This is a genomic window from Streptomyces sp. enrichment culture (genome assembly GCF_964272895.1).
Classification (GTDB): Bacteria; Actinomycetota; Actinomycetes; order Streptomycetales; family Streptomycetaceae; genus Streptomyces.
Window position 1 is genome coordinate 3,911,635 of record NZ_OZ186832.1, and the last position, 20,044, is coordinate 3,931,678.

A 20,044-nucleotide genomic window follows, 5' to 3' on the forward strand; every position below is an offset into this window, starting at 1 on the left:
GGCAGCGGCGGCAGGGCCCGCACGGTGACGGGCCCGCCTCGGCTTTGGCTTGACGGCGCGTCAGGAGAGCCCTGGGTGTTCTGGCTCGGCGGCGCCGCAGGAGAGCGGCGGAGCCCAGGGCTGACGGTGTGTCACCCGCGTGGGGGCTCGCGCAGGACAGCCCGCCCGCGGCGTGATCCGCTGGAGGGGTGCAGGATGCCGCCGCCCTCCTTCCCCGTGCCGCACGCCGGCTCGCCGCCTGGTGTGCCCTCGCCCTGCTCGTGGCGGGGGTCGGCTGGGTCGGTGTGCAGCTGTGCGTGGTGTTCCGCACGGCGGTCGTGCCGGTGCTGCTCGCGCTGCTCGGCACCGCGCTGCTCGGTCCCCTGCACCGGCGGCTGGTCACGGCCCGGCTGAACCGCTCGCTGGCCGCCGCCCTGACCTGCGTGGCCGTGGTGGGCGTCGTCGGCGGCGCCGTCTACATCGTCGTCGCCGCGCTCATCGACACCGGCGACCAGATCATCGCCTCGCTCAGGGACGCCGCCGAGTCGCTCGCCGACCACTTCGGGGCGGCCGGCACCTCGCTGGACGACCTCGCCTCCAACGCGCGCGAGCTGCTGTCGAGGTTCGGCAGCACCGCCGCGTCCGGGGTGATCAGCGGGGTCAGTGTCGTCGGCGAGACCATCGCCATGGCCGTCCTCGCCCTGCTGCTGGTCTTCTTCTTCCTGCGCGACTCCCACAAGGCCGCCGACACCCTGCGCGCCGTCGCCCCGCGCGGCAGCGGCGACACCCTGGAAGCCATGGCGCGGCGGGCCTTCCAGGCCGTCGAGGGGTTCATGCGCGGCACCACCCTGATCGCCTTCATCGACGCCGTCTGCATCGCCGTCGGCCTGCTGGTCCTCGACGTTCCGGGTGCGGTGGGGCTCGGCGCCCTCGTCTTCGTCGGCGCCTACATCCCCTACCTCGGCGCCTTCCTCTCCGGCGCGGTGGCCGTGCTGGTGGCGCTCGCCGACCGGGGGTTCGTGATCGCGCTGTGGGCGCTCGGGGTGGTGCTCGCGGTGCAGGTCCTGGAGGGGCATGTGCTCCAGCCGGTGATCCAGTCCCGGACCGTGCAGATGCACCCGGCGGTGGTCATGGTCGCCATCACGGCCGGGGCCTCCGTCGCGGGGATCCTCGGCATGCTGCTCGCCGTACCGGCCACCGCCGCCGCGTTCGGGGTGGTCAGCGAGCTGCGGGCGCGCTACGCCCCGGCGGAGTCGCCGTCCTCGTAGAGCTCGAACCAGATCGACTTGCCCTCGCCGCGCGGCGCCACGCCCCACTCGTCGGCCAGCAGCTCGATCAGCACCAGACCGCGCCCGGAGGAGGCCAGCTCCCCGGGGTGACGCCGGTGCGGCAGATCGTCGCTGGTGTCGCTGACCTCCACGCGCAGCCGGCGCCGCTCGCCGTCGGCACTGACCTCGGCGAGCAGCAGCGCGTCGGCGTCGGTGTGCACCAGCACATTGGTCAGCATCTCCGAGACCAGCAGCACCGCCGAGTCCAGCTGGTCCTGGGACGTCCAGTCGTGCAGCAGCTCCCGCAGATGCCGGCGGGCGACCCCGATCCGCTCCGGCTCGGCCTGCGCGACCGTCAGCATGGTGCGCCGCACCTGCGGGCGCACGGCCACGGAACCGCCGCAGCCGCAGCCCTCGCCCGGCCGGCACAGCAGCAGAAAGGCGATGTCGTCCTCGCGCCGGTCGGCCAGCGGCCCCGTCGTGTGGTGCGAGGACGGCCCGTGCACGGCCTGCACCAGCGCGTCGGCCAGCTCCTCAAGATCGCCGTCGTGCCGCTCCAGGATCCGGCGGATGCGGGCCCAGCCGGTGTCCAGGTCGTGACCGCCGGTCTCCATCAGACCGTCGGTGCAGATCATCAGCGTCTCTCCGGGCTCCAGCGCGAACCGTGTGGTCGGGTAGTCGCAGTCGGGGTCGACGCCCAGCGGCAGCCCGCCCGCGGTGTCCCGCATCAGTACCGTGCCGTCCGCCATCCGCACCACCGGGTCCAGATGCCCGGCACGGGCCGCCTCCACCACACCGGACGCCGGGTCGACCTCGACGTACAGACAGGTCGCGAAGCGCAGATCGCCCCCGTCGTCGGCGATGCCGTGCAGAAAGCGGGAGGCACGCGAGAGCACCGCGTCGGGCCGGTGCCCCTCCGAGGCGTACGCCCGCAGCGCTATCCGCAGCTGGCCCATCAGCCCCGCCGCCCGCACGTCATGCCCCTGCACATCCCCGATGACCAGCGCGAACCGTCCTCCCGGCAGCGGGATCAGGTCGTACCAGTCGCCGCCGACCTGGAGCCCGCCGCCGGTCGGGATGTAGCGGGCGGCCACCGACATACCGGGGATCTCCGGGCCCAGCGTCGGCAGCATGGAGCGCTGGAGGCCGTCGGTGAGCTCGCGCTCCGACTCCGCCGTCCCGGCGCGGGACAGGGCCTGCGCCAGCATGCGGGCCACCGTCGTCAGCACCGAGCGCTCGTCGGGGGTGAACGCCACCGGGTAGGTGAAGGCCGCCATCCAGGCGCCGATCGTGCGCCCGGCGACCGTCAGCGGCAGGAACGCCCACGACTGGCGGCCGAACTGCTGGGCCAGCGGCCAGGTCAGGGGATAGCGGCGGCCGTACTCCTCCGGGGAGGACAGATACACCGCCCGGCCGGTGCGCACCACGTCGGCGGCCGGATAGGCGGTGTCCAGCGACATGTGCGCGAAGGGGCCCTCGTCGCCGGGTCGGTGCCCATGGTGGCCGATGATCGTCAGGCGGTCGCCCGATACGCCGAAGACGGCCAGCCCGTCCGGCGAGAACCCCGGCATCGACAGGCCCGCCGCCACCCGCAGCACCTCCGCGGTGGACCGCGCCTCGGCCAGGGCCCGGCCCGCGTCCAGCAGGAACGCCTCACGCGAGCGCCGCCAGTCCCCGGTGACCGTGCGCCGGTCCGCCGGGGTGCCCGGCGCCGGTTCGGTGACCTCCTGGAGGGTGCCGATCAGCTCGTAGGCCCGCTTGCGGGGGTCGAAGGACGGCTTGGAGCGGCTGCGGACCACCCGGACGATCCGGCCCTGCTCGTCCATGATCCGGATGCGGACCTCGGCCAGCGTCGCCTCGGCGACCGCGAGCTGCACCACCCCGGTGATCTCGTTCCAGTCCACCGGATGCAGCCGGGACCGGACCTGCGCCTCGGTGAGGGTGGTCTCCTCGGCGGGCAGTCCGAGCAGCCGGGCGGCCTCGGCATCCACCCTGACCAGGCCCGTGGACGTGTCCCAGTGCCACAGACCGGTCGCGAGAGCGGCGAGGACCTGCTCCACGGCGGGCAGGGGCAGGGGCTCACCAGTGCGCATTGCCCTACTTTAAGAAAGGGTGTTCGCATCCTGCCACCGAAGGGTTCGACGACCCCCCTCCCTTATAGGGGGAGCCGATCTTCGCCTGCCCGGTACCCTGGGTCGTGTTTCACGTGAAACACAGACCCCGATCCGCGAAGACTGGATGAACGACGATGCATCGGTACAGGTCCCACACCTGCGGCGAGCTCCGCGCCTCTGACGTCGGCACCGACGTCCGGCTGAGTGGCTGGCTGCACAATCGGCGCGACCTGGGCGGCATCCTCTTCATCGATCTGCGCGACCACTACGGCATCACGCAGCTCGTCGCCCGTCCGGGCACCCCGGCCTACGAGGCCCTGGACAAGATCTCCAAGGAGTCCACGGTCCGGGTCGACGGCAAGGTCGTCTCCCGCGGCGCCGAGAACATCAACCCCGAGCTGCCCACCGGCGAGATCGAGGTCGAGGTCGGCGAGGTCGAGCTGCTCGGCGCGGCCGCCCCGCTGCCGTTCACGATCAACACCGAGGACGGGGTCAACGAGGAGCGGCGCCTGGAGTACCGCTTCCTGGACCTGCGCCGCGAGCGCATGCACAAGAACATCATGCTGCGCACGGCCGTGATCTCCGCGATCCGGCACAAGATGACGGCCCTCGGCTTCAACGAGATGGCCACGCCGATCCTGTCCGCGACCTCCCCCGAGGGCGCCCGTGACTTCGTCGTGCCCTCCCGTCTGAACCCGGGCAAGTTCTACGCCCTGCCGCAGGCCCCGCAGCAGTTCAAGCAGCTGCTGATGATCTCCGGCTTCGACCGCTACTTCCAGATCGCGCCCTGCTTCCGCGACGAGGACGCCCGCGCCGACCGCTCGCCGGGCGAGTTCTACCAGCTCGACATCGAGATGAGCTTCGTCGAGCAGGAGGACATCTTCCAGCCGGTCGAGAAGCTGATGACCGAGCTGTTCGAGGAGTTCGGCGGCGGCCGCCACGTCACCTCGCCGTTCCCGCGGATCCCGTTCCGCGAGGCGATGCTGAAGTACGGCTCCGACAAGCCCGACCTGCGCGCCCAGCTGGAGCTCGTCGACATCACCGATGTCTTCGAGGCCAGCGAGTTCAAGGCGTTCGCGGGCAAGCACGTGCGCGCGCTGCCGGTGCCGAAGGTCCAGGACCAGCCCCGCAAGTTCTTCGACCAGCTCGGCGAGTTCGCGATCACGCTCGGCGCCAAGGGCCTGGCCTGGGTCCGCGTCGGCGAGGACGGCCAGCTCTCCGGCCCGATCGCCAAGTTCCTCACCGAGGAGAACGTCAAGGTCCTCACCGAGCGCCTCGGCCTGGAGGCCGGGCACGCCGTGTTCTTCGGTGCGGGCGAGTTCGACGAGGTCTCGAAGATCATGGGCGCGGTGCGGGTCGAGGCCGCCAAGCGCGCCGGGCACTTCGAGGAGGGCGTCTTCCGGTTCTGCTGGATCGTCGACTTCCCGATGTACGAGAAGGACGAGGAGACGGGGAAGATCGACTTCTCGCACAACCCCTTCTCGATGCCGCAGGGCGGCCTGGAGGCCCTGGAGAACCAGGACCCGCTGGACATCCTCGGCTGGCAGTACGACATCGTCTGCAACGGCGTCGAGCTGTCCTCCGGCGCCATCCGGAACCACGACCCCGAGATCATGCTCAAGGCGTTCGAGATCGCGGGCTACGACCGCGAGACCGTCGAGGAGCAGTTCGCCGGCATGCTGCGCGCCTTCCGCTTCGGCGCCCCGCCGCACGGCGGCATCGCCCCCGGCGTCGACCGCATCGTGATGCTCCTCGCCGACGAGCCCAACATCCGCGAGACCATCGCCTTCCCGCTCAACGGCAACGCCCAGGACCTGATGATGGGCGCCCCGACCGAGCTGGACGAGGCACGGCTGAAGGAACTGCACCTGTCGGTGCGCAAGCCGCAGCCGAAGTAGGCCGCACGGACGAGAAGGGGGCCGGCGTCATCGACGCCGGCCCCCTTTTTCGCCCCGCTCGGGGTCAGCTGATGACCCAGAACAGTCCGTAGCCGCCCAGCCAGCCCTCGTACCGCTGCGGCATGCCGAGCGAGTCCAGGGTGAAGGCGCGGCTGCCGATACCGGTCGGGCGGGAGGTCCCGCCGCGCAGCATGAACACCGCGCCGTTGTAGCGGTTCTCGCAGGCCGCGCCGATGAACACCTCCGGCTTGCGGTCCCGGTCGACGTCCCCGGCGGACACCGTGGTGCCGAAGCAGTCCGTGGTCTCGTTGACGCTGGGGACACCGGGGGTGTCCTGGTGGAAGGAGTACCCGCCCGCGCCGAGCGGCCCGGACCGGCGGCCGGGGATCACGGTGACCATGCCGGTCCGGCTGACCGAGCCGACGGTCTCGTGCGGCGCTCCCACGATGATCTCGGCGGCTCCGTCGCGGTCGAGGTCGGCCACCGCGACGGCGGCCCCGAAGATGTCGCCCTTCTCGCCCGTGCCGGGCACGCCCTCGGTGTCCTGGCTGATCACCTCGGGCTGCGCGTCCGGCGCGATACCGCTCGCCGAGCCCCGCCACACCAGCACCCGGCCGCCCAGCTCGCCGTCGACGCCCGGCGTCCACGGCGTCAGCGGGTCCCCGACCACCAGGTCGCCGTAGCCGTCGCCGTTGACGTCCCCGGTGGCGGCGATGAACCCGTTGCCCTTCTCCAGCACCGTCCCGGCGGAGGTGCCCATCCGGTTCACCCGGACCTTGCTGCCGGTCAGGGCGCGCTGGCGCACACTGAAGTCGACCTGGTCGGGCATGCCGTCGCCGTTGAAGTCGCCGAGCGCCACCGAGCCGGGCAGCGGTCCCCGCTCGTTCGGGCCGTAGGTGACCGAGCCGTAGGTGCCGGAGCTGCTGAAGGGGCCCTTGAAGACGACGGACGGGTACTCCCCGCCGACCATGACCTGGGTCTTCTCGCCGGGCCCCGCGCTGACGGCCGCCACGTCCTTGCCGTAGTCGCTGAAGTAGGGCTCGGGCTTGGGCAGCAGGGTGCCCTTGCGCAGGCCGTTCCTGCTGCCCCACATGACGGTGACGGTCCCGGTCGCGTGCCCGCCCCTGGGGGCGCCGATGACCAGGTCCGCGTATCCGTCGCGGTTCAGGTCGGCCGTGGCGGTGGACTGGCCGAAGGTGGAGCCCTTGGCGACCTGGGGCGGAACGCCGGGCGACGCCTCGGTGATGACCTGACGCCGGCCACCGGCCGAGACCCCGTTCGCGGAGCCGTACAGCACGACGACCGCACCGCCGTGCGTGTTGGTGCCGATGTTCGCGGTCGGGACCGGCAGCACCGCGTCGCGGTAGCCGTCACCGTTGAAGTCGCCCGGCACGGCCCCGTGGACGGCCGCGGCGGGGCCGGCCGGTGCCAGTGTCCCCGCGATCAGTCCGGCGGCCACCACCGCGGCCGCCCTCCATCTGCCCATGTCTGTCCCCTTCCCCAACGCGCTTGTGGAAAAGGGGACATGTCACGGCCTCAGTTGGTTGTATCGCCGTCGGCGTCGAGGAGCCGCAGCAGGCCCTTTCCGCCCAGCCAGCCGTCGGGCTGGGCCATGCCGAGGGACTCCAGGGTGAAGACGCGGCTGCCGGTGCCCGTCGGGCGGGAGGTGCCGCCGGGCAGCACGAACACCGCGCCGTTGCCGCCGTTCTCACCGGCCGCGCCCACGGTCAGCTCCGGCCTGCCGTCCCGGTTGAGGTCACCCGCGGCGACCGTGGTGCCGAAGGAGTCACCGGCCTCGCTGCTGCTGGGGACGCCGGTGGTGTCCTGGTGGAAGGAGTACCCGCCGGTGCCGAGCGCGCCCGAGCGGCGGCCGGGGATCACGGTGACGGCGCCCGCGCGCTCCGCCGAGCCGACGGCCTCGTACGGCGCACCGACCAGGATCTCGGCGGCGCCGTCCCGGTTGAGGTCGGCCACGGCGAGGCCGCCGCCGAAGCGGTCGCCCGCCTCGCTGGTACCGGGGACGCCCGAGGTCTGCTGGGTGATCACCTCGGGCTTCTGCGTACGGGTGATGCCGTTCGCCGACCCGCGGTAGACCAGCACGCGCCCGCCGAGCTCGCCGTCGGCGCCCGGCGTCACGGGCTCCAGCGGGTCCCCGACCACGAGGTCGGCGTAGCCGTCGCCGTTGACGTCCCCGGTGGCGGCGATCAGGCCGTTGCCGTGCGCCAGCGGCTCCGGCCAGGTCTGGGTGCCGCCGTGGTTGACCGCGATCGGGCTGCCGCTCAGCTCGGGCCGGAGCGCGCCGAAGGCCACCTGGTCGGGGCTGCCGCTGCGGTTGAAGTCGCCGAGGGCGACGGAGCCGACGGCGTTGTCGGTCCGGGTACTGACGCTCGACCCGAGGGAGCCGTCCGTGGCGAACGGGCCCTTGTAGACGGTGGTCCACCGGGCGCCGCCGATCAGGATCTTGGTCTTGGAGCCCGTGCCCAGGCCGGCCGCGGCCACATCGAGGCCGTTGTAGTCCTGGAACTGCGAGTCCAGCGGCAGCCTGGTGCCCTTGGTCAGGCCGTTCCTGCTTCCCCAGAGCACCGTGACCTCACCGGAGAAGTTGTACGGTGTGCCGACGACCAGGTCGGCGTATCCGTCGCGGTTCAGGTCGGCCGTCGCCGTGGTGGTGCCGAACTGGTCCTCTTCGAACGCTCTGCCCTCGACACCGGGCGAGTCCTCGGTGATCGTCTGGCGCCGGCTCGTCGCCGAGACGCCGTTCGCCGAGCCGTACAGCACCACGACGGCCCCTGCCCTGGCGTACGAGCCGGCATCCGCCCCCGGCACCGGCAGCACCAGGTCCCGGTAGCCGTCGCCGTTGAAGTCCCCCGGCACCGCCCCGTGGACGGCGGCGGCCGACCCGGCCGGCGCCAGCGTGCCCGCGATCACCGCGGCGGCCACGGCCGCGGCCCCACCCCATCTGCGCATGAGAGTCCCCTTCTTCGACGCGGAGTCGAAGAAGGGGACCACTCAGCACCCCGGAGGGTTGTAGATCGGCTCAGGGTGCTCAGAACACGCCCTTGTAGGAGCCCCACCCCGTGCCGGCCTTCACCCGGGCCCCGAAGGTCCCCGTCCCGGTGCCGGCCTGCCGCCACAGCACGCCGGCCGTGTCACGGGCCACGAGGTCGGCCCTGCCGTCGCCGGTGACATCGCCCGCGCCCAGCACGAGGTTGTACGAGGAGCCCCAGTTGGCGGCCAGCTTCACGCGTGCGCCGAAGGTGCCGTTGCCCCTGCCGAGGTAGCGGTAGAGGTTGTTGGCGGTGTCCTGGGCGATCAGGTCGCCGACGCCGTCGCCGTTGAGGTCACCGGCACCGACGATCTTCTTGTACGTCTTCCAGTTGCTGTACAGCTTCACCGGCGCGGCGAGCTTGCCCGTGCTCGTGCCCTTGTGGAGGTACACCGCGCCCGTCGACGCGTTGCGGGTGATCAGGTCTGGGCGGCCGTCCTTGGTGAGGTCGCCGGGGAAGGTCAGGACGTTGTACTGGTTCCAGCCGCTGCCGAGCGCCGTGTACGGCGTGCTGGTCTTCAGCGTGCCGCCGCAGGTCGGCTTGTACAGGCGCAGGGCGCCGGTGCTCAGGCGGACGAGGACGTCGTTGCAGCGGTCGCCGCTCAGGTCGCCGAAGGGCACGACCCGGACGGTGGTGGGCCAGCCGGTGCCCAGCTCGCGCGTGGCGGTCAGGTTCGTGTGCCGCATCTGGAGGCGCCCGGTGCTGGTCAGCATCAGCAGGTCGCCGCCGCCGTCCGGGACGCCCTGGGCGCCGCCGTAGTCACGGAGGACCGGGGCGGCCCCGGCCACCATGACCGAGCCGCTCGCCAGGGTGGTCGTGCCCGGCGCCTCCGGCTGGGTGGCCTTCAGGGTCCAGTTCACCTTGCCGTTGGCGGCCCAGGCGCCCGAGGCCGTGCGGCCGTTCCAGGAGGCGCGGATGGCCGTGGGCGAGATCTCGGGGGTGCCGGTGAGCGTGCGCACGGTACGGCCCGCGCGGTCGGTGAGGGTGAGCGTCCAGGTGGCCACCGGGACGTTCGTCCACCAGGACGGCTCCCAGGCGCCGTAGGTCTTGAAATCGATGGACTCGGGCACGGACGACCCCGTCACCTTGAGCTGCGGCCAGGCCGTGTGGGACGCGCGCAGGCCGGCGGCCCAGTAGGTGGTGGACTGATGCCAGCTCCACACGGCGGTCGCCTCGGACGCCGACCGTGCCGAGATCTGCCCGGTCAGGTACTCGTGCGAGGCGCCCTTGACCCAGCGCGGGGCCGTCCAGGTGTCGCCGACGCGCGTGGCCTGCCGCAGGCTCCGGCCGTAATCGCCGCGCTGGTGCCACAGGGCGTGGATCGACCCGTCGGGGGCCATCTCCACGTCGTACACCGGGCTGGAGTCGGCGTTGCCGGAGACCTCGCCGTTGGACAGCAGCTGCGGAGCCGACCAGCGCCCGGTGTCGGTGTCGAGGGTGGTGGTCTGCACGTTGGCGGCCCGGTAGTCGGACCAGACCAGCGTCACGTCGCCGTCCGCGCCGACCATCGGGTCCGGGAACTGGGCGAGCTGCTCGACGCCGGTGACGGCGGTCTCCGGCTGCCCCCACTCGCCGGCGAACGACCAACGGCGCATCACCTGGAGCGTCTTGTTCTTGTCCGGCCACACCAGCACCGCCCCCTGCGGGCCGGCGGACAGCGTCGGGGACCCCAGGGGTGCCACGTCGGTGGTGACCAGCTGCGGGGTCTGCCACGCGTCGCCCCCGGCGGGCCGGACGGCGGTCATGATGTGCACGGTGCCGTACCCGAACGGCTGCATCCGGTACGAGACGACCAGCTCGCCGGACGCGTCGGAGGCGACCTCGGGGCTGCCGACCCGCATGCCGCTGGTGGGCCCCGCCCAGGTGGAGGCGTTGCTGACCTGCTGCGGCGCGGAATGGCTGCCGTCCGGCGCGATGACGCTGGCGTAGACCTCGCTCGACGTGGCCGCCCCGGCGTTCATCGGCAGGGCGGTCCATACGGCGGCGAGCGTGCCGTCCCGGCCCTCCGTGAGGTCGAGACCGCGGACGACGCGCTGCTGCTCGGGGATGACCAGGTCGGTGGGTATCGTCCACTCCGTCTGCCCGGCGCCGAGGATGGCGCGCGAGAGCCGGGACGGACCCGTGCCGACCCCCTGTGTCGGGCTCGGGAATTCGGCCCACAGGGCGACGACCGAGCCGTTCGCGCGCGCCGTCAGCTCGGCCTCCCGGACGGGCGAGGTGCTGAGCGCCACCGGGGCGCTCCAGGTGTCGCCCCCGGCCGCGCGGGTGGCGGCCCACAGGATGCCGGGGTCGCCGTTCTCGCTCCGGATCCACAAGGCGACGGAGGTGCCGTCGCCGCGTACGGCGACGTCCTGGACAATGGTGCGCTCGCTCGCCAGATCCACCGCGTCCGTCCACGGCGGCAGCGTCGTCGCGGCGACGGCCGGAGCGGCCGGCAGCGCGGCGGATGCCAGGACGAGCGAGACGGCGACGACTGCGGTGGCCGCGGCACGCCGCCGCGGCAGGGCTGATCTGCCCATGTGTGATGTTCCCTCCCCGTGGGAGACCGGTGTCTCCCACGGGGGACTCTACGATGCCTGTGAGGAAACGGTGAAGGCGATCTGCCGTGTGCGGGAAAGGAGTTGTCCGCGGTGGATCAGCGCGCCACGTACTGCGTTCGGATCGCCCATGACTGCGCCGGGTTTATGCACGGCGCATGATCCCGTTCGCGGGATTCAGCAGCCAGTGGAAGTGCTCGACGAGAGGTTCTACAAGGCGGGGGTCACGTAGCAGTACGCCGAGTTCGATGTTCTCGAAGAATGCACGGTCGGTGATGTTGGCACTGCCCAGGAACGCGGTGTGCCGATCGGCCGCGATCAGCTTGGCGTGAAGTACGCCCTGTGCTCCCTCCCGGTGCCAGACCTGCACCTCCTTGGGAAGCTTCCCGAAGGCTGCCGAGGCCTGGGTGGACTCCTCCAGAAGGAGGTCCACCTGAACGCCTCGGCCGACCGCATCACCTATCTCTGCCACGACGTCTCGAGCACCGTATGCGGCGAAGCTGGCGATCAGGAGGGAGGTGGCTGCTGACCGGATCACCTCGATCACGACCTCACTGGTCAGTCGTGCCGGGACCGACGCACTCAGGGGCCCGCTGATCACGACTTGAGCGGGTTTCGGCCGTGGAGAAGAGCGGGCCGTGGCGAGAGCCAGCGCCAGTGCCGCACCGGTCACGCCGGGAGCCTCAGTTCGCCAGACATGGGTGATTTCGGCCAGTTGGTGAGCGAGGCCGGCGGCGGGTTGGGCCGCGATGAAGCGGCTCACGAGGACGTCATCGGGCCCGGCGGCCATTTCAAAGATCTGCTCCACAGTCACGACCCGGTCTTCTGGAAGCCGTTCGCAGAGGGCACCCAGGAGCTGAGGAAGCCGTCGCGCCGACGCGCCGCTCCGAGCTTTCGGCACGCCGGCCGGGCTCGGCGACGGTGTATTCGGTGCCTCCCGATCCGGTATCTCTTTCGGCCCGTTCACCGCATAAACGCGCACATGTCGTCTGCGAGTGTCTCCACCAGCAGGGCCCGGTCAAGGTAGTGGTTGCCTCGCTCGCAGGACGTCTCCGCCGCGAAGAGGCACGCATGGCAGGCCGCCCCGTGCAACCGGGCATGGATGCGCGGGTCATGTTCGGCACACATGGGGTCTGAGCTGCACAACTTCGCTTCTTCCAAGGCTTGGGCGATCGCCGGACCAAGGCGGTCACGACGTCCGAGCGAGACCAGGCCGCCCAGAGTTCCCTCGCTGTCAGGAGCAGCGGTGTACAGCAGAATCCCCGACATCGGGTCTGGGCCGGAGCGAGCGTAGATCCGCTCGGCTATGCCAGAGGCGCCGTAGCCGCAGTCCAGGGCGAACTGGCGGATCAGCACGTGGGCCAGGGTGTGCAGGAGCACGTACCTGATCCCTGGCCAGCGCGGCTCCACGCCGCGGGCCAGGCACCAGTCGTGGTGTGCGTCCTTGAGGATCTTCTCCCGGGCAAGTACTGCTTCACGTTGCTCCCATTCCGAGAGGGGCCGCTCCCTGAGCGCCAGAAACACCCCCTCACCCCGCAGCTCGGCACAGGGAACCCACGTGGGGTCGTTGCGGCTCAGGGGTGCCCCCGTGCGGGTCCGCACCTCCTCGTCGGGCAGCCACTCGGGAGCCTCGATCCGGGTGAAGCCGGTGAGTGCCGAAACCTCACGTAGTCGGTGGACGAGAACCACGCTGTCCAGCCAGTCGGTTGTTCCGTCGGGCACATGCCGCTCGCGCACGGTGGTGAAGTCCGGCAAGGCATGGTCGCGGGGTTGAGTGAAGGCCCGCCACTCGGGTGTGATGAGGTCGAACTCCTCGTCGTCATCGTCCGGTTCATCGGTGGCCGCCTGAGCCTCTCGCGTAATGGCCGTCCACACCGCGTCCGCCCCGTACTGCTCCAGTTCGGGCCAACATGCCTGTGTGGGGAGCAGCATCTTCGCGGCGTCCGCGGGGACAGCGGCGAGTGGGGAGAGCAGGCTCCAGTGCTCCTTGACCGCCTGAGTGAGCGGCTCTTCGGCACGGGGAATGCTGAACACCTTCAGCTGGGAGGCGAACCAGCTGTTCGTGGCGCCCAGCACCATGGTCCGTGCGTACTCCCGGCAACCACCGGGGGCAAAGGTGCCGAGGTGCGGGTGATGGCCGCGGCACGCGGGCAGGTTGCGCTCGCCGGCCTGACCGATGGCGTCCGCCATGGAGCGGACCGCCCCGCACATGCAGCGGACGAAAACATTGGCCGCCTCGCCGGTGGTGCCCGACTCGGTCAGACTCAAGGTGGGGTTGTCACAGGGGGCGCCACCCCCGTGGACGAAGTACACCCACGGAAAGTCGTCCATGTGCCCGTCTTTGCAGGCGACCAGGAATCTGGCGGGAAGCGCCGTCGGCTGGCCCTTGCCCGGTCCGCCGCAGTTGGTGTGGACGTACTTGGTCTTCTCCGGCCGGTAGACATTCGGGCGGAGCTGGAAGAGGCCGCTGGAGGCGGGGGCCAACTGGTTGCACCGCTCGCGCGAGCAGCGAAGCCACCGGGGGAACAGACCGACCGGTACTCCTGTCCGGGTCCAGTCGCCGTACGGGTCGGCGGGGTTCTCCGGCAGGTGGGGCGGGGTACGCAGCGCGGTGACCGTGCCGCCGAGGCGGCGGCGTACTGCGGCCAGGAGACGGTCCTCGGTCAGGACACGGGCGCGGACCGGGTCCCAGTCGTCGAGGCCCATGACCATGGTCGAGAGGTTCGGCAGGTCGGTGACGGCACCGATGCCGTACGTGTGCAGGAGCTGGCTGGGTCGCAGCTCGCCCACGCGGAGTGCTTGGGTGGTGGGGCTGCTCATGTCCTCTCCCAGGGGTCTTCGTCGGCGCTGGCCGCCGTGCCGTCCTCTTCCTGCTGCCGTGGCACGTAGGGCGGTTCCTCTTCCGGCTCCGGTGCCGTCCCTCCCGCGAAGATCAGCCTGATCGGTGGCTCGACCTCACGCAACGACGTCGGGCAGGTCATCAGTCGCCACGGGCCGCTGTCCGGCTCCAGCAGCAGCGGGGCGACGTCACCCTGGCGCTTGGCTGCCCGGTAACCGAGGACGGCGCCGGGAGATCGCCGTTTTTGCTCCCAGTAATCGAGGCGGGCGTCGAGCCGGGTACGTACCTCGTCGGCGGCGTGCCGGTCGGCCAGAACGTCTCGGGCGCGTAGTTCCAGGGAGCGCACGGCATGGCTGACGACTTCGCCACGGCGGTCCACCCACTGGGCGCCACGGTTGGGGTTGTAGTCGGGCTTGAGGTTGCGGACGAGGGAGGCGAGGACGCCCGTCAGGCCACGGTCGACGGCGCGGTCAGCGAATGGCGTGACGGACAGGGCCTCCACATGCTGGTAGATGGTGGCGTGGAAGGACTCGAAGGTCTCGTAGTGCGAGAGGTCGCGTGGCCGGGCCCAGTTGAGGACCGTGAAGACGAGCCCCGGTGCTCGACGGCCGACGCGGCTCGTGGCCTGGATGTACTCCGCGGTCGATTTGGGCTGGTTGTTCACCACCATGACTCCCAGCCGGGAGACGTCCACACCGACCGCGATCATGTTGGTGGCGAGCAGGACGTCGATGGGCCGAGGCGCCCCCTTGGACCGACGGCCGAAGCTTATGTCGAGCTTTGCCAGAATGTCCGGAATGGCATCCGAGGCCATGCGGCTGGTGAGCTCGGCCAGTTCATCGACGTAGCGCGTGGCGAGTCCCCGTCGGTCCGCCCGAAGCAGCCTGGCCGACACGTCGTCCTCGACGAGCCGTCGCATGCCTCCGAGATCGCGCAGACTGTTGAAGTAGCCGACCAGTGTCATGTAAGGGTCGGTGAGCTCGCTCGGTCCGTAGGTGTTGTAGAGGTACTGCGCCGCGCCGAGTTGCGCCACGAACACTCTGATCGCCACAGACTTGGTTCGCACACCCTGTGCGCAGATGCCCACGTACCGACGCCCGGGTGTCTCGCCCGTGTCCCGGCGTCGTGCGAAGAACGTGTCGTCGGCGTCGAGCCCGGACGGCGGGAAGACGGCGGTCCTGCGGGCGAAGAGGTCGTGGATCTGCCGGTCGGCGCGGCGGACGGTGGCGGTGGAGGCGATGACCTTGGGCCGCACCGTACGACCGGGCGCGGGTTCCCAGGTGGAGAGCCGATCTACGGCGGTCTCGTACAACCCGGTGAGAGAACCCAGAGGACCGGAGATGAGGTGCAGCTCGTCCTGGACGATCAGGTCCGGTGGACGGACACGGATCGCATCGACGGTGGAAGCGGCCGGATGACCATTGCTCGGCGGGTGACTGGAGGATTCCCATTCCGCGTCGACGGCGGACGGCGTGACGTAGCCGTGGCGTGTGCACCGGCGGGACACCTGGCCGAACAGAGCCTGAGTCTCGCCCTTCCAGGGCAACTGGGCGAACTTGTCGACGGTGGCGATGACGAGACTGGGCGGGAGACGGTAGATCTCCTCGTCCACGACGAGGATCGGCAGTCCTCTCTCGTCGGCGGGCGCTCCGAAGGTTGAGGCTCCGAAGGGACACTCGAAAGCGTCGGGACAGGTGATGAGTGTGCGGCGCAGGGTCTTCTCTACGGTGATGTCGCGGCCTGCCTCCATCTTCGCGCCGCACCAAGGACAACTGGTGAGCTGGTGCGGGGAACCGGTGCGTCCGAAGCCGCTGTAGCCCTTGTCCTTCTTTCGCTCCTTGACCCATTCCTCGGCCTGATCCGTGGTGTTGGGGGTGACCCTGCCACCCACCCACAGACCGATCCGGAAGGGATTGGTCCCCCACCGGTCGGGCGCCTCGCGGCGGATCACCTCGCAGGCGCAGATCAGTGCGGCGGCGCGCTGGAACTGCTGGATGGTGAGCAGACGCAGTGTGTATCGCATGATCACGGCGACGCCGTGCTCGGCGTCGAGGCCGCCCAGGTGGGGCTTGCGGCGCCGGATGGCGAGGGTGAACGCGGTGAGGCCGAGGTACGCCTCGGTCTTGCCGCCACCCGTGGGGAACCACAGGAGGTCGGCCAGGGCGCTACCGTCGTCGGCTCGCTCGGGATGGGCCGGATCGGCCAGCGAGGGCAGGTTGAGCAGGAGGAAGGCCAACTGGAAGGGGCGCCAGCTACGGTTCTGGGGCAGGTCGGCCGCCCGAACCGCTTCCTCAAGGGACATGGTCGCCGACCGGCGCCGACTGCTCGCGGCGATGGTGTTCACGCGCTGGTGCCACATGGCGCGGTTGGCGAACCGGAAGGCGTCGAGGGCCTCCGGGTCGTCCCGCAACACGTCGATGCCCGCCTGGATGCGGTCGGCCGCCACACCGGCTCGGCGCAGGTTTTCCATGGCTTCGGCCCGGTAGGCGTCCAGGCCGACGGTGGGGTCGTCGACCGACTGCCTCTGGCGGTCGATCCAGGCGCGGTACCCGTCGACGAGCGGCAGCAGGGCGGCTCGGAGGGGGACGGCCTCCAGGCCGCTCAATTCGCGCATGTCCAGCACGAGGTCCCTGAGTTCCGGCAGGTCCTCGTCGCGCCGGTCACGGCGGGGGTCGGGGACGTCGGTATGGGGGATCTCGTAGGACGGTGTGGCCGTCGTGGACAGGCGCACGGCTCGCCGGGGATCGGTCGGATCGGCTTCGGCATGCACTCCAGTGCCGTGACCCACGGCGAACTCGGGGTGGAAGCGGTAGGTCATGGCGAGCGAGCGCCGCTCGTCATGGTCGTCGCCGGGCAGCTCGACGGCCCGGCGGGGCAGGAAGGGCGCCGTGCCGGAGGCGCCGGCCACGGTCATCGAGGCCTGGAACATCCAGTGGGTGCAGCCCGACTTGTTCTCCTGCCCGTTGACGAGGAACAGGGAGACCAGCCAGGAGCCCGCGTGCAGCCGGGCCCGGCCGCGTACCACGATGTGCGGGAAGTCCCGTGGATGCACGGGCTGGGCGGTCAGCTTCCCCTCCGCCAGCTTTACGGTGACCGTGCCCGAGCAGGGCACCCGACGCCAGACCCGCCTGTGGTTCCCCTCGATCTCCGACTCCCCGCGCTCGTAGCGCCCCCAGGAGCAGTCGACCGTCAGTTCCTCGACCTGCCGGTCCACCCGCAGGGTCAGTCCCAGCGTCGAAGGGTGCAGGCTCGGCATGGACGGCGCGGAGGGGTCAGGATCCCCGGCCTCCGGCTCCTGCTCGGGCGCCATGCCCGGTTCCTCCAGAGTCTCGGGCTCGACGACCTTGCCGACGGTCTTCAGACCGGCGCCGTCCTCGTCCCGCAGACCACCCGGGGCCAGCCGCCCGATGATGTAGTGGTCCAGCGGATTGCCCTCCGACAACTCCTCCAGCTCGTCCCCGGTGGGGCCCAGGAGATCCCGCACGACCAGCTCGGCGAGCTTGTCGCGCAGTTGCTGGGGAGTGGGAGCGGACAGCACCGCCCCACCGGGAGTGGAGGCCGGCTCGGGATCGGGGTTGACGAGAGGCTGTTGGGTCACGGGGCCAGATTAGGCGCGCGCACTGACATCGTGAACGGACTTCCTCGCGGAAGGCGATCAACTGCCACGGGTACCCGGCGCTCCCGGAGAGTCCCCGCGGGATCGCTCACGGCCTGATTTCGATCATGCGTGTTGGCCGACGGTGTGACCTTCGTTACCGTGCGTCGCTCAGGGGTAAGGCACGCACACGAGGACCGCGGGCGCCGCGCGCAGGGGTTTCGGGGTGAGCGGGGGCAGATGACAGACAGCGCAACCAATGGCATCCCGCATCAGTCGAACGATCTTCTGAAACACCTGTCCGGCCTCAGTGGCGTTCATGCGAACGGCGCACCCCCACCGGGCTGGGCGCAAGGGTCGACGGGCTTTGGTGACAACGGCCACCGTGGTGCGTTCGGCGAGGAGTTCATCCGCATGCTGGCCACGGCTGCCAACCTCGACGTGACCCGCAAGGAGCGGGACCGGGTCGGAGTCGACTGGCAGTTGGGGTACGCAGGCCGACGGGGAACCCGCAAGTTTCCGGCCATTGAGGCGCAGGTCAAGTGCACGTCGTCCCCTGACGTCCAGGACGATCACATCCGTTACCCGCTCAAGGTGAAGAACTACAACCATCTGGCCGGCTCCGACTACGAGATGCCTCGCTTCTTGTTCCTCGTCCTGGCTCCGGCGGACCCGTTCACCTGGTCGCACGCCACGGAGGAACGCCTGCGCTTGAGCCATGCCGCGTACTGGCTGTGCCTGCACGATCAGGAGCCCGTCGACCTGGACGGCAAGTCGAGCACCGGTACGCGTACGGTCTACATCCCCCGTGCCAACCTTCTGACCGTCGACTCCTTGCACGACCTGTTCGCTGAGGACTACCGGGAGCTGGTGGGGGTGTGATGACGGTGATCACCGACGCGGAGTTCAAACAGGCCGAGACCCTTGCACCGGAAGTCGTCCGACGCTATCTGAGCGAAAAGGGCTGGAGCGCGGAGCGGGACCTGTCGGGTGCCGAGCTGTGGGAGTGGAGGCCGCGCGACGAGCCGGGCCCGCCGTACGAATTGCTGGTGCCAGTGCGGAAACGGCGGGACTATGCAGGCCGGGTCGCCGACATCCTGGAGACGCTGGCCGTCGTGGAGGCGCGACCGGCAGGCGAAATCCTGCGGGAGATGCGGCTGCCGCCGGTGGATTGGCAGTTTCTCCGACTGCTCCCGCCCGGCCCGTCGGGCACAGCGCCTCTTGTCGACCTCGTTTCGGCGCTCACAGGCTTGAAGGATCTGCACACGGCGGCGGCGTCCTCGGCGCTCGGTCCCCGGGCCGTGCAGCCCGCGCAGAAGCCGCAGTCGGTAAAGGATCACGTGGCGGCCGTTCGTCTGGATCAGACCCGCGTCGGCAGTTACGTCATCGCCGCTCATGTCCCCTTGCCGGAGGGGCCCCACGGCATGGCCGACCGCAGGGGCCAGGGATCCCTTTTCGACGAGACCGAGCTGACCCGGCAGAGGGCGCTGGCCGCGCAGCGGCCGGAGCCGTTCGCCCGCAGAGTCTCCCGGATGCTGTACGCGGGCGTTGCCTGCGCGCATCAAGCCGCCCAGATGGCCCTGGCCGAGGACTCCGTGCCGCACGTGGAGCACATGGCGAGTGCCGGTCTGTCCGCGAACCTGTGTGAGGCGCTGGTGAAGATGGCGGGCGAGGAGCGCCGTGACTTCTCACTGTCCTTCGCGTGGTCGTCGGAACGCCCGATGGAGCAGCCCTCCCCACCGGTGTCGATCAGCCGGCGTCACACGATCGCGCTGGAGGCAGTGGCGCAGGACCTGCGCGAGCGGCTGGGCCGGGAAGAGGGCGCGGTCCTGCACGGGGTGGTGAAGAAGCTGCACCGGGATGTGAACCCGCGGGAGGCCACGATCTTCGGATCCTTCCTGCACGACGAGGACCGGCGTCAGCGCAGCGTCCGGGTGGAGCTACGTGCAGAGGACATCGACCGGGCCGCAGATGCCTGGCGGGACGGCTGGGAGGTCACGGTGACGGGGGACCTGGAGCCGCGGGGCACGGGCGTGCGGATGCGGGAGATCTCGGCGTTCGTGGTGCGGCCGGAGTAGCCGGCGCGGCAGGAGGGAGCTTGTGGCGGCTGGCTTCAGAAACCGAGGTAGGTGAGCTGTACGACGTAGACCCGCTCGCTGCGTACGACAATCTGGTACCTGAACATGCCGCCGGGCGCGATGACGTCGGCGCCCTTCGGATCGAGGCCTTGGTGGGCCCGGCCGTGGAGGTGGAGTGCTTCAGCGGCTCTGACCAGCTCGTCCGCCTTCCGTTCCACCTGAGCGAGGAAGTCGGCGGGGGCCCTGCGGGCGGCCTCCTCCGTGCCGAAGGCGTACTCCCACTTCCAGCTCAACCGCGCACTGCCTTCATCGCTTCGTCCAGTACGGCGGTGATCTCCCGGAGTGCTTCTTCGGCAGTGGCGGGGTCGTCGTCCTCCAGCCTGCTCTGCGCGTGCTCGAGGCGGGCGGACAGGTCGGGGCGGCGGGCGATCTCGATGTCCCGAGCCCAGCGGAGAACCCAGCTCTGCACGGGGCTCAGGGACTGCCACTCGACGGCTTTGGCGAACGCCTCGTCCTTCGTGGTCTGCATCTCCGCTAGGCGGCCCGGAGCCACGGCGGCGAGCGCCGTGCGCAGAGCCTCGGGCGTCTGCTCGGGGCGGGGGATCAGCTCGCGTCCGTGCTCGGGCAGTGTGCTCATGGTGTCCTCCAGGAGTACCTCTGCCAGGGTATCCGGCGTCGCCGGGCCGAGT

13 protein-coding genes are annotated in these 20,044 nt (G+C 70.6%); 4 read left to right on the forward strand and 9 right to left on the reverse strand.

What is annotated here, in order from left to right:
* The first annotated feature begins 188 nt into the window (after window positions 1-188).
* On the forward strand, window positions 189-1,247 hold the full coding sequence (locus ACSU6M_RS17725; RefSeq protein ID WP_437070716.1) for an AI-2E family transporter: 1,059 nt from the start codon (window positions 189-191) through the stop codon (window positions 1,245-1,247).
* Here the strand turns inward: ACSU6M_RS17725 and ACSU6M_RS17730 are convergent.
* Window positions 1,217-3,340, reverse strand: coding sequence for a SpoIIE family protein phosphatase (locus ACSU6M_RS17730; protein WP_437070717.1), 2,124 nt, complete (start codon window positions 3,338-3,340; stop codon window positions 1,217-1,219). The two genes, ACSU6M_RS17725 and ACSU6M_RS17730, sit on opposite strands and share 31 nt — an antisense overlap.
* 155 nt (window positions 3,341-3,495) lie before the next feature.
* Between ACSU6M_RS17730 and aspS the strand changes: the two genes are divergently transcribed.
* Window positions 3,496-5,259, forward strand: coding sequence for an aspartate--tRNA ligase (gene aspS, locus ACSU6M_RS17735; protein ID WP_437070718.1), 1,764 nt, complete (start codon window positions 3,496-3,498; stop codon window positions 5,257-5,259).
* A 64-nt stretch (window positions 5,260-5,323) separates the two neighbouring features.
* Here aspS and ACSU6M_RS17740 read toward each other — a convergent pair whose 3' ends face one another.
* The 6 genes from ACSU6M_RS17740 to drmA form a co-directional block, all read right to left on the reverse strand.
* A complete protein-coding gene (locus ACSU6M_RS17740) occupies window positions 5,324-6,745 on the reverse strand; it encodes a VCBS repeat-containing protein (protein WP_437070719.1) in 1,422 nt (473 codons plus the stop codon).
* Window positions 6,746-6,795: 50 nt separating this feature from the next.
* Complete coding sequence (locus ACSU6M_RS17745) at window positions 6,796-8,226, reverse strand: FG-GAP-like repeat-containing protein (protein WP_437070720.1); 1,431 nt, start codon at window positions 8,224-8,226, stop codon at window positions 6,796-6,798.
* A 79-nt stretch (window positions 8,227-8,305) separates the two neighbouring features.
* The gene (locus tag ACSU6M_RS17750; RefSeq protein WP_437070721.1) at window positions 8,306-10,825 is read right to left on the reverse strand and encodes an FG-GAP repeat domain-containing protein; all 2,520 of its coding nucleotides are present in this window, start codon (window positions 10,823-10,825) and stop codon (window positions 8,306-8,308) included.
* A gap of 163 nt (window positions 10,826-10,988) precedes the next feature.
* On the reverse strand, window positions 10,989-11,825 hold the full coding sequence (drmC, locus tag ACSU6M_RS17755; protein WP_437070722.1) for a DISARM system phospholipase D-like protein DrmC: 837 nt from the start codon (window positions 11,823-11,825) through the stop codon (window positions 10,989-10,991).
* Complete coding sequence (gene drmB / locus ACSU6M_RS17760) at window positions 11,807-13,663, reverse strand: DrmB family protein (RefSeq protein ID WP_437070723.1); 1,857 nt, start codon at window positions 13,661-13,663, stop codon at window positions 11,807-11,809. Before drmB ends, drmC begins: the two co-directional genes overlap by 19 nt.
* A complete protein-coding gene (drmA, locus tag ACSU6M_RS17765; protein ID WP_437070724.1) occupies window positions 13,660-17,280 on the reverse strand; it encodes a DISARM system helicase DrmA in 3,621 nt (1,206 codons plus the stop codon). Before drmA ends, drmB begins: the two co-directional genes overlap by 4 nt.
* A 237-nt stretch (window positions 17,281-17,517) precedes the next feature.
* Between drmA and ACSU6M_RS17770 the strand changes: the two genes are divergently transcribed.
* Both ACSU6M_RS17770 and ACSU6M_RS17775 read left to right on the forward strand, forming a co-directional pair.
* Window positions 17,518-18,159 (forward strand): DUF4365 domain-containing protein, encoded by a 642-nt coding sequence (locus ACSU6M_RS17770; protein WP_437070725.1) that lies wholly within the window; start codon window positions 17,518-17,520, stop codon window positions 18,157-18,159.
* A complete protein-coding gene (locus ACSU6M_RS17775; RefSeq protein WP_437070726.1) occupies window positions 18,159-19,355 on the forward strand; it encodes a hypothetical protein in 1,197 nt (398 codons plus the stop codon). Before ACSU6M_RS17770 ends, ACSU6M_RS17775 begins: the two co-directional genes overlap by 1 nt.
* Window positions 19,356-19,390: 35 nt before the next feature.
* On the opposite strand, the gene ACSU6M_RS17780 is transcribed toward ACSU6M_RS17775, so the two are convergent.
* Both ACSU6M_RS17780 and ACSU6M_RS17785 read right to left on the reverse strand, forming a co-directional pair.
* A complete protein-coding gene (locus ACSU6M_RS17780) occupies window positions 19,391-19,648 on the reverse strand; it encodes a hypothetical protein (RefSeq protein WP_437070727.1) in 258 nt (85 codons plus the stop codon).
* Window positions 19,645-19,992 carry a hypothetical protein gene (locus ACSU6M_RS17785; protein WP_437070728.1) on the reverse strand — a complete coding sequence of 116 codons (348 nt, stop codon included), beginning with the start codon at window positions 19,990-19,992 and terminating at the stop codon, window positions 19,645-19,647. Before ACSU6M_RS17785 ends, ACSU6M_RS17780 begins: the two co-directional genes overlap by 4 nt.
* Between the last annotated feature and the right edge of the window lie 52 nt (window positions 19,993-20,044).

Bases quoted from the DNA above. Each gene is read 5' to 3' on its own strand.
- ACSU6M_RS17730 (WP_437070717.1), bottom strand. From the start codon at position 3,340: ATGCGCACTGGTGAGCCCCTGCCCCTGCCCGCCGTGGAGCAGGTCCTC.
- aspS (WP_437070718.1), top strand. From the start codon at position 3,496: ATGCATCGGTACAGGTCCCACACCTGCGGCGAGCTCCGCGCCTCTGAC.
- ACSU6M_RS17740 (WP_437070719.1), bottom strand. From the start codon at position 6,745: ATGGGCAGATGGAGGGCGGCCGCGGTGGTGGCCGCCGGACTGATCGCG.
- ACSU6M_RS17745 (WP_437070720.1), bottom strand. From the start codon at position 8,226: ATGCGCAGATGGGGTGGGGCCGCGGCCGTGGCCGCCGCGGTGATCGCG.
- ACSU6M_RS17750 (WP_437070721.1), bottom strand. From the start codon at position 10,825: ATGGGCAGATCAGCCCTGCCGCGGCGGCGTGCCGCGGCCACCGCAGTC.
- drmB (WP_437070723.1), bottom strand. From the start codon at position 13,663: ATGAGCAGCCCCACCACCCAAGCACTCCGCGTGGGCGAGCTGCGACCC.
- ACSU6M_RS17770 (WP_437070725.1), top strand. From the start codon at position 17,518: ATGACAGACAGCGCAACCAATGGCATCCCGCATCAGTCGAACGATCTT.
- ACSU6M_RS17775 (WP_437070726.1), top strand. From the start codon at position 18,159: ATGACGGTGATCACCGACGCGGAGTTCAAACAGGCCGAGACCCTTGCA.
- ACSU6M_RS17785 (WP_437070728.1), bottom strand. From the start codon at position 19,992: ATGAGCACACTGCCCGAGCACGGACGCGAGCTGATCCCCCGCCCCGAG.